Source organism: Dolichospermum flos-aquae CCAP 1403/13F (assembly GCF_012516395.1).
Classification (GTDB): domain Bacteria; phylum Cyanobacteriota; class Cyanobacteriia; order Cyanobacteriales; family Nostocaceae; genus Dolichospermum; species Dolichospermum lemmermannii.
Genome location: NZ_CP051206.1, coordinates 3,199,107 through 3,212,142, shown reverse-complemented (window position 1 = coordinate 3,212,142; position 13,036 = coordinate 3,199,107). Strand labels below are relative to the sequence as shown.

Here is a 13,036-nt window from a genome sequence, read left to right as displayed (position 1 = left end):
TAAATTTTGATGATTAGATGCTAATGCTGTTTTTGTGGCATCTAATTGCAGGGTTAGCGCATCTCAAACGCTATTGACAGAAGAATTACAGTAGAGGAGAATAGTTTGCTATGGATGCTGCTAACACAGAAACCATGTATTGATCATTCATGGCAGCTCGTCGTGATTTTTGTCGAATACTGCGACGAAAAGTTGGTTCTCTGTCTAAGGCATTGAGGGCAATACGACGTAGTAAGGCAAAGTTTTGTGGACTGTGCATGGAACGAATTCGACATTCATCTTCATGGAAAGTGACATCCAATGTCCAATGAACAGAGTTTTCAATCCCCCAATGCTGTCGAATTGCACTACCAATTTTGTTAGCATCACTATCAAGACTAGTAATATAAAATTGAATTTCATGGGTAGTTTTATTCCAATGCTGAACCTTACGAACTACCATGACTACTGTTGTTAATCCTGCCCATTGGTTTTGTTCATAAAGTGCTGGTAATTGTGAAATTGGAACAGTATAAACTGTCCGATTTTCGATGCGGTGATGTCCTTTTTCCACCCGTTGACTAATACTAACATCAACACCCTTAAAGTTTAGAGATTGTGCTGTTTTAAACCAATTTTTCACTTGTTGATGTAGGGTGGGATGATTATCTTTTAGGCTTAAAATATAATCAGCATTTCCAGCTATGATTTGTTCGGCAATTGATTTTTGTGTACCCATTGCATCAATAGTGATAATACAGCCAGATAAGTCCAGAGTCTCTAATAGTGCTGGAATTGCGGTGATTTCATTTGATTTACAACTGACCTTTGTTTGCCCTAAAATTAACCGATGTTCACTTGCCCATGCACTCACTGTAAGGAAATGGTCATAATATCGGTGAGTAAATGCAATCGAGTTCTTTCTGCTCTAGGGTCTTTTATTCCCGTAAAGTGTTGCAGAAAGTTACTGGTAATCTCTTTACTGTCTACACTGGGTGTAACAGATGTTCTGGTTTTGCACTTCTTCTTAAATCCTGTTGACATTACTTAGATACAGCGGCTAGATGGGTTATATATTAACTTACCTTGAGTTGTGTCACTTGAACATCCTCCCACATATCAAATAAATCCCCTTGTCAATAGGGTTTGAGATGCGCTAACCCTGTAAAATACCAAACAACCATTTACCAATGTAAAAGTTACCAACTCCTAAAAATAGCTGTGAAAGAAACATCGCCAGCCAAGGGTCTTTATTCTGTTTGCGTAATTCCTCAAATTCTTGGCTGTTATTACTTTTAGCACTTGCATAAGCATCAAAAAGATTCCAGAATGAAAAAATTAAATTACCAATTAAACACCCAATCCCAACTAATATATCTCCATCAGGACTGAGGATAAACCAAAAGCTAACTATACTTATAGCAATGGTTAGAAATATTAGCAAATATCCTTTCTGTTTCTTTCCAGAATATATTTGTCCTAATCCAGGGAATATTCTTGATAAATTGACTGCAAGCCAAGGTTCTTTGTTATACATTGGTGTAATTAATAATTTAGTGTTTATATGTAACCCATTATATAGCAATTTTAATCATTTATAGCTATTTTTAGAAATAAACAGCTATAAATAAGAGTTTAAGGAAAAGAAAAGTGCGAGTTAAACTCAGGTAAAACCGAATCAATTAGGAAATTATTGAGTCACTAAACCCGCCGCTGCTTACCATCAAGTAAACAACTAACAGTCATATCACCCATTACATTAATAGCAGTGCGACAACGATCAAGAAACCAGTCCACTGTGACTAACAAAGCAATATATTGAGTAGGCAAACCCACGGAAGTGAATACAAGGGTCATCGTCACCAAACCCGCTTCTGGGATACCTGCTGCACCGACAGAAGCGAAAATAGATGTCAGTATTACAATTAACTGTTGTGGTAAAGAAAGATGTAAATCCAACACTTGGGCAATAAATAATGCTGACATAGCCTCATACAGAGCAGTACCATCATTGTTAAAATTACTCCCCACTAACGCCCCTAGAGAAGCAGAAGATTCTCGCAAACCAATTTTTTGCAGCAAAGCCTCAAAAGTAATTGGTGTTGTGGCTGTGGAAGAAGCCGTAGAAAAGGCCGTTAACAAAGCCTCTGAACCCCCACGTAAAAAGTCAGTTGGCTTTACCCAAGAACCAAATTTCACCCGCAGCAAGTAATAACAGGCTTGTAAAAACAAAGCTAATAGCACAGACACAATAAACGCACCCAAAGCTTTAAATGGTGCAAAACCTTGAAGGGCAACGGTTTTAGCAACGATACCAAAAACTGCCAGCGGGACTAAAGCAATAATCCAGTGCAGAATACGGATTACTGCTTCAAATAAGATTGTAATTACTCTCTCAATAGCTTCGTAATCTGTTTTACCTTCAGATATCTGCTGTGCTTTCAAAGCCCGTAAAACTACCCCAAAAGCTAAAGCAATAAAAATTAGTTGAATGACGTTGTTATCAACTAAAGGTTTGAGGATAGAATCAGGAACAATATCTTGGATTAGTCCCCACGCTTGCTGCCAAAATGATAGAAATGACAATCTGTAATGCTAAGGGAATCTGTTTCCATGATTTGTATTTTTTCAACGTAAATTTACTCATACTTGGTTTTTTGCAGATTAAGTGGAGGATTTTGGATTTAACAACAGTGCTTGGAAGTATCCGTTCTTTTGTTTCTCAATTGAATTACGAGAAGTTACCTGATGTTTTACAAATCTTTACACTTTATCCAAAGTTGATGGCTTTAGTTATAAGCTGTTACGCAGCTAAATTGAATATTTTGCAGCCTAAAGTCCTTGTAGTAAGGCCTTTGAAGAAAAAAGTGAATGCGTAACAACTTAGTCCTAAGTAGGTGAACGGAAAAAAACCGTAGACGCGGAGCGGCTTCTCGAAGAGTAATATGTAACTAAAAGTAAAGTTGCCTAAAACCTTTTCCCTGTCCCCAGTTAAGAGTTCCCTTGTCATAACGACAATTTTTAACGCCAACCTACTTACTCTCTAGAAAGTTTATGTAAAATTAACTCTTCCTTATTCAAAACTTAACTTTTTTGCTGTTCACTGAAATTAAATTCACTTTTTGCTGCAACATTAAAATTACCCCCCATTACCTTGAAGTGAAAAGGCTTGGGGGATTATTTGTTAAAATATCCTAAACTTAGGAATAAATCCTTTGACCAGCAAAAATCCCCAACAATTAAGTAATATTAGTTACTCTCGCGTTATCCATCTCAGCCATCGAATTGATACAAATATACCCACATGGACTGGTGATCCTTCCGTAGAATTTACCAGTGTTGCAAAAATTCAAGATGATGGTTATTACTTACGACGCTTTGCATTGGGAGAACATAGTGCCACTCATATTAATGCCCCCAATAGTTTTTATAGTAACGGTACAAGTATTGACCAGTATCCAGCATCATCCTTAATATTACCTGCTGTAGTTATCAATATTTGCAAACAAGCGGCAGTGAATGCTGATTATGTCTTGACTATTAGCGATATTCAAACTTGGGAAACTGAATTTGGGGAAATTCCCCCAGGTAGTTTAGTGATACTATATACTGGTTGGCAAGAAAAATGGTTAAATCAAAAAGCGTTTTTTAACCAAGATAAATATGGCAAAATGCACTTTCCCGGTTTTAGCTATGATGCAACTGAGTTTTTAATTACACATAGGCGAATTACCGGAGTGGGCATTGATACTCACGGTGTAGATTCTGGGCAGGATACCAATTTTACTATTAATCGTTTGCTGCTGGAGCGATCGCTAATTGTGATCGAAAATCTCACCAATTTAGATCAGTTACCACCCCAAGGTACTACCTTAATCATTGGGATTCTCAGGTTGAGCGGAGGTTCTGGTTCTCCCGCTGGGATAATGGCATTATTTTAAATTTCTATGCACTTCTGAACAAATAAAGGGGATCTAAAACTAGATCCCCCTTATTGTTTCTAACATAACGCAACTTATTACTAATTTTTAGCAATACTACAAGTTAGATTTTGAACTGATTGAGAATTACTGAATGGGAAGTTGCTATTTTTTTAGTCAAGAGTAGAAATTTGATAAATCACACAACTACCCTTGCAACTAACTTTAGCTTGAGAACTGGAGGCTTGAGACTTTGAATTTTAGACTCTTGCCAGCAGTTTTAGATTTCACCATTAACCTGCATTTGATGAACTTGATCTGCCAATTCTTGACAATTTTGGTCATCTAACTTATCAATTGCCAACATTCCCATGAGAATAACTTCTTTTAAAGTTAAGCGAGTTGAATGTGCCTGTTTTTGCACAATCTCCTTAATGATGGGAGATACACCGATTGCTGTACTAGCTCTAGCCACGTTATAAAAGGAAACATTAAAGACTTCGGATAAATCTTAGCACTTTTTGCAAGGTTATTCTACATCCCCGGAATTGATCTACTTTGGTTTCGATAAATCTTTATATGTCTAATCCAGACTATAAATAGCAAACAGACTCAATAATTCTGCAAATCTAACTTTTAAACTACGAGCATAACCCTTATGTAGCAAGCATTTCACGGCTTACTTACTTTGCTGCACATAGTCATGTTACTACAATCACGCAATAAAATTACGTATTTTTCATTTGTGTTAATAGTAAAATATTTTCATAAGTAGGTATAAATAAACATATTTATAAAAAAAAAAGAATATGCTATTTTAACCTTATTCAGTAGACTTTCTAGCGGTTTACTTCTATTTTCTTATGAACAAAAATTGATGCTGATATAATTATTTATTAATTTTCCTTACAACTTACATCACAAACCATTCATAATTGTCATCTACCAAAAGTATGAGACTCAAAATTTAGTGGCTCATCAAGGGATAAGACATTAAAAAATGATGTTACAAATGAATATGTAAAAAGCTGTAAAGCTTATACAGCAAGCTGTATAAATTCAATAATCCCAAATTTTAGTGTTGATTAATCCTGACGGGAGAATATTTTTAACGATTAATAGGATTTAATAGCGTTGTATTGCTTAATAATATTAAATATTGTGAACTAGCAAAATAGACAGAAATCGAAATCTTCCTGAATTCACTTAGTTAACGCTGTCATCAGAAAAAGTAGTGAATACGCACAAGGAACAAAACAACGATAAGTTAAATTACGTATATTAATGGTAACTTGCATTCTGAATTAACTACAGATGGATTACATTTATCCCTAGCAGGATATCAAATGTGGCAATTTGCACTTGAGCAAATAGAATATAGAGTTGGTCAAATTTACATTGATATATGCAAATTGAATGTATATTTAAATTGCTAGTTGGAAAAAGGCAAGAGGTAAAAGGGAAGAGAGAATAGGCAAAAAGGCAAAAGTAGTTACCAATTACCTTTTTCCCTGCCTAAAATTAGATAACTAGCAACTTGGGTTATGTTATTTCACAGGTCAGGGTGTAAGAGCTATCACTAAATATCAAATGGTAGATCGGATAAATGATATCGCTTGGCAAGCTCATCAGGGTAGCGTTGCGGCAATTATTCAAGTCTTGAATGAAAGGCTAGTTATGTCTAGTGTCAGAACTAGAGCAGTTTTTGTGAATGGTGTTTTACAACTTTTGTGCGAAGCAGCTACGGTAGAGCAACTGGAGCAATCTACCTTAGTGCCAAAAATTCAACAAATTTTGGACTCGCTTGCACCACGTCACATTCGCCGAGTTAACATCAATAGTCGCATTGTTAAAGAAGAACAATTGCTGTGGTTAGAGGAAATTCACCGTGATACTGATAACCAATTATTATGGTCACAGGAAATTACAGTATCCCAACCAAATTTGTTTAAGTGGTTAATTCCAGATTTAACTGAAGCTGATACCAAATCAAGAAAACCTATTTTAGCGAAACCCCAATCTTTACTCAAGAATCCAGATCAAGGGAAAATTTCGATCAAAACTTTAGTGATCGGGGTTTCTGGTTTATCTTCAGTAATTTTACTAGCTTGGCTGCTAGATTCTTGGTTAGGTAATCCGCTGAAAGATCTCTCACCATTCACAGGTTCTCAATCTTCCCAAACAGCAAACCAAAGTCCACCACAATTGTTGAATCGTCCTCCTAGCCAAAGTTTTTCTATTCCATCTGATGATCCATTTGTAGCCTCTGTGCGACTAGCTAACCAAGCTACTACGGCTGGTAAAACAGCAATAACTTCAACTCAGTGGTTGGAATTAGCTGCTAATTGGCAACGGGCTTCTGATTTAATGAGTCAGGTGTCACCTAGTCACAGCCGCTATCAAGAAGCACGGATTAGAACTAAGTTGTATAAAAAGTTTAGTGAAGCAGCCCAGAAGGCAGCGGAAAAGGGTAAATCGTAAGTTAAATTTTTAACTTCAACTACACACTCATTTCTAACATCCGTTGCATTGGTCCTAGTGCTGCTGTGCGGAGTTCTTCTGGTAAGGTAATTTCTGGGGTGCGATTTTTCATGGCTAAATACAGTTTTTCTAAAGTGTTTAGTCGCATAAATGGACATTCGTTACAGTTACAATCACTTTGCGGGGGTGCGGGAATAAAGTGTTTGTCAGGTGCTAATTTTTGCATCTGGTGAATGATTCCCGGCTCTGTAGCCACGATAAATTCCTGGCTAGGGCTGGTTTGACAATAACTAAGTAAGGCGGCTGTAGAGCCAATAAAGCTGGCGTGACGCAATACGCTGGTTTCACATTCGGGGTGGGCGATCGCTTCCGCGTGAGGATGTGTAATTTTTAACTGGACTATTTTCTTTTCCGAAAAGGTCTCATGGACAATACAGCTACCTTGCCATAACAGCATTTCCCGTCCGGTTTGTTCCATCACATACCGTCCCAAGTTCCGATCTGGGGCAAAAATAATCGGCTGTTCTTGGGGTATTTGCTGAACAATTTTCACAGCGTTGGAACTGGTACAGATAATATCGCTCATGGCCTTGATTTCGGCAGAGCAATTAATATAGGAAATAACTAAATGATTTGGGTGTGCGTCTTTGAACTCCGCAAATTCTTGAGGAGGACAACTATCTGCTAAAGAACAACCTGCATTGATATCTGGTAACAACACCAATTTATCAGGGTTGAGGATTTTGGCGGTTTCGGCCATGAAGTGAACACCAGCAAAGACAATTACATCTGCTTTCGTATTGGCTGCTGCTCTAGCTAATTGTAAGGAATCACCAATAAAGTCGGCAATATCTTGAATATCGGGATCTTGATAGTAGTGGGCTAAGATCACGGCGTTGAGTTCTGTTTTCAGATCCGCAATAGCAGCAAATAAATCTAATGGTAGATTACCTGATTTTGGTTGAGTAAGTGTAGTTGTAAACACAATTAAAAACTGCTTTTAATTACAAATTATTACCTTGTGAATTTAATTATAGTAGTTTTTACCAAAAATAGTGAGGGATTGATCCTAGCAATTTATGTCCAAATCCGGTAGAGTTTCATAAAACCTCGCGGTAAGTGGCAAACGAGCGCGGCTTTAGCTCTGAGAGGCAAGCGACTCCGGCGATTTTAATCGTATTGGTTTTTTATAAGAGCATCCGGTAAGCGTAAAACGAGCGCGGCTTGGCTCCCTGAGATATAAGCGACACGAGGGATTTTAATCCCTGTGGTATGTTAGAATCAAATTGTGAGTAAGAACAAAAAACATCTATGTGTTCAAGCATCCTAGTACGGAGAAATCCCGGCTCCTATGAAACAACGGTTAGGTTCAAGTCCTAACGGCAGTATTGACAAGAAAGAGCGAGTAATGGCAGGGTGTGGAGCGTACCGAGTCTTGGCTTAGTCATGGATTCTGAAAACACTGAAAACAATAAAAGTAAGCGCAATTTCGACACCTTGATTGGCAGTTGTTTTGAGCGTCTAGGCGGCGTTTGGCGGTCGCAGCGAGATTGGATTGGGCTAAACCCTTCATCTAAATCTGTCCGCAAAATCTCAGTGGCTTTAGCCATGAAAGTGTCAAATCCTGGAGATATACGGCTTTTTAAAGTGGCATGACCAGTCAGAAAACTCCATCAAAACCTATCAAAATTGCTGTAATTGGCGATGTTCACGACCAATGGGAAGTGGAAGACGGCATAGCACTCAAGCACCTGGGTGTGGACTTAGTGCTGTTTGTCGGAGATTTCGGGAATGAGTCAGTGGAAGTGGTAAAAGCGATCGCTTCCCTGGATCTTCCCAAAGCAGCGGTAATGGGCAATCACGATGCCTGGTACTCGGCCACTGAATGGGGACGCAAAAAATGTCCTTATGACCGCACCAAGGAAGACTGGGTACAGGAACAATTAGATTTATTGGGATCTGCCCAAGTTGGTTATGGTAAGTTGGATTTTCCGGCTTGGAATTTAACTGTGGTGGGTGGTCGTCCTTTTACCTGGGGAGGACCGGAATGGAGATTTGCCCAAATGTGTCAAGAACGGTATGGTGTCTCTAGTTTGGAGGAGTCCGCAGATAAAATCGTCAAAGTAGTAAAAAGTGTTACTTGTGATCATATTATTTTTCTAGGACACAATGGACCGAGTGGTTTAGGCGATCGCGCTGAGGACCCTTGTGGCAAAGATTGGCATCCCATTGGCGGTGATTTTGGTGATCCTGATTTAGCGTCAGCAATTTCTCAAAGTCTCAACCTGAAGAAAACTGTTTCTTTAGTCGCTTTTGGTCATATGCACCGAACTCTGCGCCATACTAAAAAGCTGCAAAGGAAGGCTGTATTTAGAAGTCCAGAAGGAACTATTTACTTAAATGCTGCCACTGTCCCCCGGATTATTCAGCAAGATGGTGTGAAATTACGGAATTTTTCTCTAGTTTCTTTGGAGGGGGGTGTAGTAACAAAAGCTGCTCTGGTTTGGGTGGGTAAAGACTTCCAAATTGCTACTGAGGAAGTTTTTTATGATTCTTCAGTTTCAGTAGTGCAAATTTTGTAATTATAGGTTATGATGTTATTTGTCAGTTTTTGTATTCCACAATCCTGGCAAATAATTTGGAGAGGTGGCAGAGTGGTCGATTGCGCCTGACTTGAAATCAGGTGAAGTGAAAGCTTCCGGGAGTTCGAATCTCCCCCTCTCCGTTTTTTTGGGAAAATAGAGACGTTTGATTAAACGTCCCTACATTTCGATTTTAATTTCTGATTAGGTTGCTTGAGGCTGAAGTAAATTTTCTATGCCTTGAACAACGGTTGCTGATTCAATTTTGTCACCAGCTTTAAGTTTATCTAAAATCTCTCTACCTTCAGTCAGATAACCAAAAACAGCATAACGACCATCTAAAAGATTCCGTCCCGCTGGAGTAAGTTCTGGTTCAAACAAAAAGAAAAAAACCTGGGAAGAACCACCATTAACTTCATTTTCTGGCCGGGCCATCACTAAAGCACCAAAAGAAGAAAAAGGTAAAACCGGCATATCTAAATAACGCCCAGCTTCTTCGAGAGTAGTGCCATAGGTTGGTTCTTTTTCACCTGCGACTAAAATTTCTAAGGGAACAGCCCGGTATTTGCCAGTTTGAGGATCAATAAAACCGGCTTCCTTACCTACAGGATCTCCGGTTTGGAGAAAGTAAGATTCTTCCGAACGGGTGAATTCTAAACCATTATAAAAACCTCGTTGGACCAAATCTACAAAGTTACCAGCAGTCACAGGGGCGCTGTAGCCATCTACAACTACAGTAAGATCGCCTTTATTGGTTTTAAAAGCAATCCTAGCTCGTCCTTTGAGTTGGGGTAAGTTACTGTATTCAGCCGGAACTTCAAAGGGGAATTTCGTCACCATTGATTCTTCTAACAAACTAACAAGATTCAGTAATTTAGCTCTGCCATCAAGAATGGGTTCTTTTTGTTTAGTTTTAACAAGTTCTTGCAGTTCTATGATGCCAGATTTCAATTCAGTCATCCAAGCTTGGGCTTGAGGTTGGCGTTCTTCCGGAACGCTTGCTAATATTTGGGAAGGTTTATCGAGTATCCGCAATGCTTGCTTGAGGTCATTATTAACTGCACCCCATCGTTTATTTGCCCGCAGTTGGTTAGAAATGTCTTCTAAACTAGCTTGTAGTTTACGTACAGGTTGATTATCTATCGGCAGTGCATAGCGTAACAGAGCCTTCCCGTCAGTAATTGCGTTTCCCGCTGGTAGTCCAGCGTTACTAGTGGGAGTCCACCCAGCCGTACCTGTGCCTAAAAATATTGTTAATAGCAATATTACCTTTAGGCTGTTCTTCACCCAGGACTTAAATAAGTTCAACATGAAATTTCCCTTTCTTCAGCATCAAAGTGTTGACTGGAAGTAATTCATTGATTATCTTCCCATATTGCGGGACTGGGGGGCAGAGAGGCAGGGGAAGTGGGAAGTAGGGGAAGTAGGGGAAGTAGGGGAAGCAGGGGAGGCAGGGGAAGAAATATTAATTTTGCCTATTACCTGTTGCTTCTTTCCTGACAACTGACCACTGACCACTGACAATTAACAACTAACAACTTATGGCGCGGGAAGGGTACAATAAATGCCGATTGTCTTGCAAAATTTGAAAGTTTCATGATCTCTAGTAACGACTTTCGACCTGGTGTTTCAATTGTATTAGATGGTTCGGTTTGGCGCGTGATAGATTTTCTTCACGTTAAGCCAGGCAAGGGTTCTGCCTTCGTACGGACAACATTAAAAAGTGTTCAAACTGGGAAACAGTTAGAGAAAACTTTTCGGGCTGGGGAAAGCGTTCCTCAAGCGACTTTGGAAAAAGTGACGATGCAACATACCTATAAAGAAGGCGATGAGTTTATCTTTATGGATATGGAAACTTATGAGGAAGGTAGATTAACTTCAGCACAAATTGGCGATCGCGTCAAGTACCTAAAGGAAGGTATGGAAGTTAACGTGATTCGCTGGGGCGAACAAGTTCTAGAAGTAGAACTACCTAATTCTGTAGTTTTGGAAATTGTGCAAACAGATCCTGGTGTTAAAGGTGATACTGCCACAGGTGGTACTAAACCCGCAATTCTCGAAACTGGTGCAACTATCATGGTTCCTTTGTTTATTGCCCAAGGGGAACGCATAAAAATTGATACTAGGGAAGATAAGTATTTAGGCAGGGAATAATTTTCCTATTTTTTTGATACCAACTGGGAATAGTCAGGCATAAAATCGTTCAACTGAGCGAAGTCCAAAATCTCAAGTTGGTGCTAATGATTTCAATCCCTTTTTTATAGAGGGATTAAATCCCTGCCTTAATTAGAATTTTAATTTAACAGTTAGGTGGAGGTAAAATAATTGTGACATTAGACTTTAATGAAATCCGTCAGCTATTAGTAACTATTGCCCAAACAGATATTGCGGAAGTTACTCTCAAAAATAATGAATTTGAGCTAACAGTCCGAAAAGCTGTCAGTTTTAGCAATAATGCCCAAGGAACGGTTAGTGCTGTAGGGAGTGCCAGTGTAACCCAGTTGCTATCTACAGCCTTACCAAGTTCAATGTCTGAGGGGGGTGTAATCAATAAAGTTGTTGATAATTCATTAGCACAACCTCCTCATTCTTCTTCACCAATTAATCAAAAATTGGTTGAAGTCCCATCACCAATGGTAGGGACATTTTACCGCTCCCCAGCCCCAGGAGAAGCAGCGTTCGTGGAAGTAGGCGATCGCGTTAAAGCTGGTCAAAGTGTCTGTATAATTGAAGCAATGAAGTTGATGAACGAAATTGAAGCCGAAGTCTCTGGACAGGTAATGGAAATTTTAGTTCAAAATGGCGAACCCGTAGAATATGGTCAGCCTTTAATGAGAATTAACCCTGATTAAGACAACTGTACGGGCGAAGCATTTGGAGAACTGTTTTTTGCAATGACCGATAATTTATCTTCCAAATGCTTCGCCCCTACTAACAACTGACTAAAGCGGATAATTTTTCTGAAAACTTTCGCGGGTAAGTGGTTGTTGTAATTCCACACCTTCACCCCCTAAAACCTCTAAGGGTTTCCCATTGACTTCAATATATACCTTGGCTTTAGGGTTTAAACTAGTAGCAGTATATACAACTTGTCCCACACGCCCCATCATAGAAGTGCTACCTCCGCCAGTGGTGAAGTTTGCGGATAAATTCACATGAATATCATTGTTTTCGGCTTTTAGTCCCAATAGTTGAGTCCCCTGGGGAATAGTAGTAGAATCTGTGCCTTCACCTGGACCTGCTAATAAGGTTTTAAATGCTGCCTCTAAAACTTGGTTGGGTTGGGTAGCTGCAACTTTAACAGGTTGGGGAACTAAATCCAGCCGATTTTCCTGGGATCTGAGCCAATATATACTAGCAGTCTGTTCATTACCTTGTTGGGTTGTTGATTGCTTGACTGGCTGCTTAATAGTTTGCGAAGAATTGGTAGGTGTGGGAGTCTCTGGAGTCTGTCCAGAAAACCAAGCCACACCACCGCTTACTGCTATTACGGCTGCGGAAATAGCTGCTACCGCACCGGCAGAAATACCGTTAGTTCTTTGTTGGTTATTCATATATAAAACCTACTGGATTCAGGATGGAAATAGTCGTAAGATAATTAGCCTGTTTATAAAGGTTATATCTTAAATAGATGCTTTGATTTGTATATAAACTGCTATTGCTAATCACTCCCCCTTCTCACTCCAATTGTAGAGTTATCTTTTCAAGTCCGTCAGCTTTCTCTTTATAAGGAAGAACGCCGAAAACCCTTGAAAATGTGGCTGACTCAGGAAGCCACATTTGGGCTTTAGACAAGGGATGAAGGCTAGAGGCTTTCCTTTATCCTGCATTGACGTTAATTTGAAAATTTGAAATAATTTCAAATTTTCATCCATATTCGTGATACAATTAAATTGTCACTAAAGACATAAAAAGCTACCGAGGGACTCTCGGAAAGTTACGCTTGTCAGATATGATTTCGCCCGCCAGGGCAAACGAAATCAGGGCAAGAACCCAAATATTTAAGGAACCCTGCCTGAAACTGGGATAACTGAGGGATATAGACTGAAACTCTCTATAGAATCTCCGCGTCTT

General features: G+C 39.2%; 12 protein-coding genes, 1 tRNA gene and 2 pseudogenes. 6 read left to right on the top strand and 9 right to left on the bottom strand.

The genetic code is table 11. The annotated features are described in order from the left end of the window. Positions 1–85: 85 nt before the first annotated feature. From HGD76_RS15550 to HGD76_RS15540, 4 genes and pseudogenes are all read right to left on the bottom strand, one after another. Positions 86–856: pseudogene (locus HGD76_RS15550) on the bottom strand (ISAs1 family transposase); the annotation flags it as partial. Then, entirely contained in the window at positions 850–1,023 is a 174-nt protein-coding gene (locus tag HGD76_RS26285) for a hypothetical protein (RefSeq protein ID WP_407644784.1), read from the bottom strand. The gene HGD76_RS26285 and the pseudogene HGD76_RS15550, both read right to left, overlap by 7 nt. A 112-nt stretch (positions 1,024–1,135) precedes the next feature. Next, positions 1,136–1,516 carry a hypothetical protein gene (locus tag HGD76_RS15545; RefSeq protein ID WP_168696323.1) on the bottom strand — a complete coding sequence of 127 codons (381 nt, stop codon included), beginning with the start codon at positions 1,514–1,516 and terminating at the stop codon, positions 1,136–1,138. A 164-nt stretch (positions 1,517–1,680) separates the two neighbouring features. Next, positions 1,681–2,535 (bottom strand): annotated as a pseudogene (locus tag HGD76_RS15540) (dicarboxylate/amino acid:cation symporter); the annotation flags it as partial. A 659-nt stretch (positions 2,536–3,194) separates the two neighbouring features. Between HGD76_RS15540 and HGD76_RS15535 the strand changes: the two are divergent. Further along, positions 3,195–3,920, top strand: coding sequence for a cyclase family protein (locus tag HGD76_RS15535; RefSeq protein WP_168696322.1), 726 nt, complete (start codon positions 3,195–3,197; stop codon positions 3,918–3,920). Positions 3,921–4,179: 259 nt separating this feature from the next. Here HGD76_RS15535 and HGD76_RS15530 read toward each other — a convergent pair whose 3' ends face one another. Further along, complete coding sequence (locus HGD76_RS15530; RefSeq protein WP_015083627.1) at positions 4,180–4,374, bottom strand: hypothetical protein; 195 nt, start codon at positions 4,372–4,374, stop codon at positions 4,180–4,182. 1,115 nt (positions 4,375–5,489) lie between these two features. Between HGD76_RS15530 and HGD76_RS15525 the strand changes: the two genes are divergently transcribed. Continuing rightward, the gene (locus HGD76_RS15525; RefSeq protein ID WP_168696321.1) at positions 5,490–6,380 is read left to right on the top strand and encodes a hypothetical protein; all 891 of its coding nucleotides are present in this window, start codon (positions 5,490–5,492) and stop codon (positions 6,378–6,380) included. A gap of 19 nt (positions 6,381–6,399) precedes the next feature. Here HGD76_RS15525 and nadA read toward each other — a convergent pair whose 3' ends face one another. Further along, positions 6,400–7,365, bottom strand: a complete 966-nt coding sequence (nadA, locus tag HGD76_RS15520) for a quinolinate synthase NadA (protein WP_168696320.1) — start codon at positions 7,363–7,365, stop codon at positions 6,400–6,402. A gap of 667 nt (positions 7,366–8,032) precedes the next feature. Here nadA and HGD76_RS15515 point away from each other — a divergent pair. Further along, positions 8,033–8,962 (top strand): TIGR04168 family protein, encoded by a 930-nt coding sequence (locus HGD76_RS15515; protein ID WP_168696319.1) that lies wholly within the window; start codon positions 8,033–8,035, stop codon positions 8,960–8,962. Positions 8,963–9,020: 58 nt separating this feature from the next. Continuing rightward, positions 9,021–9,105: transfer RNA gene (locus HGD76_RS15510), tRNA-Ser, on the top strand. Positions 9,106–9,166: 61 nt separating this feature from the next. On the opposite strand, the gene HGD76_RS15505 is transcribed toward HGD76_RS15510, so the two are convergent. Further along, positions 9,167–10,273, bottom strand: coding sequence for a peptidylprolyl isomerase (locus HGD76_RS15505; RefSeq protein WP_168696318.1), 1,107 nt, complete (start codon positions 10,271–10,273; stop codon positions 9,167–9,169). A 51-nt stretch (positions 10,274–10,324) separates the two neighbouring features. Continuing rightward, positions 10,325–10,486: a hypothetical protein gene (locus HGD76_RS15500; protein WP_168696317.1), complete on the bottom strand. Its 162-nt coding sequence runs from the start codon at positions 10,484–10,486 to the stop codon at positions 10,325–10,327. Between the two features lie 72 nt (positions 10,487–10,558). Between HGD76_RS15500 and efp the strand changes: the two genes are divergently transcribed. After that, positions 10,559–11,116 (top strand): elongation factor P, encoded by a 558-nt coding sequence (gene efp, locus HGD76_RS15495; protein ID WP_015083621.1) that lies wholly within the window; start codon positions 10,559–10,561, stop codon positions 11,114–11,116. Positions 11,117–11,289: 173 nt separating this feature from the next. Further along, positions 11,290–11,814: an acetyl-CoA carboxylase biotin carboxyl carrier protein gene (accB, locus tag HGD76_RS15490; protein ID WP_015083620.1), complete on the top strand. Its 525-nt coding sequence runs from the start codon at positions 11,290–11,292 to the stop codon at positions 11,812–11,814. 90 nt (positions 11,815–11,904) lie between these two features. Here the strand turns inward: accB and HGD76_RS15485 are convergent, their stop codons facing one another. Beyond that, positions 11,905–12,516: a GerMN domain-containing protein gene (locus tag HGD76_RS15485; protein WP_168696316.1), complete on the bottom strand. Its 612-nt coding sequence runs from the start codon at positions 12,514–12,516 to the stop codon at positions 11,905–11,907. Positions 12,517–13,036: the final 520 nt, after the last annotated feature.

Excerpts from the sequence above, each read along its gene's own strand:
- efp (WP_015083621.1), top strand. The coding sequence starts at position 10,559 with ATGATCTCTAGTAACGACTTTCGACCTGGTGTTTCAATTGTATTAGAT.
- HGD76_RS15485 (WP_168696316.1), bottom strand. The coding sequence starts at position 12,516 with ATGAATAACCAACAAAGAACTAACGGTATTTCTGCCGGTGCGGTAGCA.
- HGD76_RS15525 (WP_168696321.1), top strand. The coding sequence starts at position 5,490 with ATGGTAGATCGGATAAATGATATCGCTTGGCAAGCTCATCAGGGTAGC.
- HGD76_RS15515 (WP_168696319.1), top strand. The coding sequence starts at position 8,033 with ATGACCAGTCAGAAAACTCCATCAAAACCTATCAAAATTGCTGTAATT.
- HGD76_RS26285 (WP_407644784.1), bottom strand. The coding sequence starts at position 1,023 with ATGTCAACAGGATTTAAGAAGAAGTGCAAAACCAGAACATCTGTTACA.
- HGD76_RS15545 (WP_168696323.1), bottom strand. The coding sequence starts at position 1,516 with ATGTATAACAAAGAACCTTGGCTTGCAGTCAATTTATCAAGAATATTC.
- HGD76_RS15505 (WP_168696318.1), bottom strand. The coding sequence starts at position 10,273 with ATGTTGAACTTATTTAAGTCCTGGGTGAAGAACAGCCTAAAGGTAATA.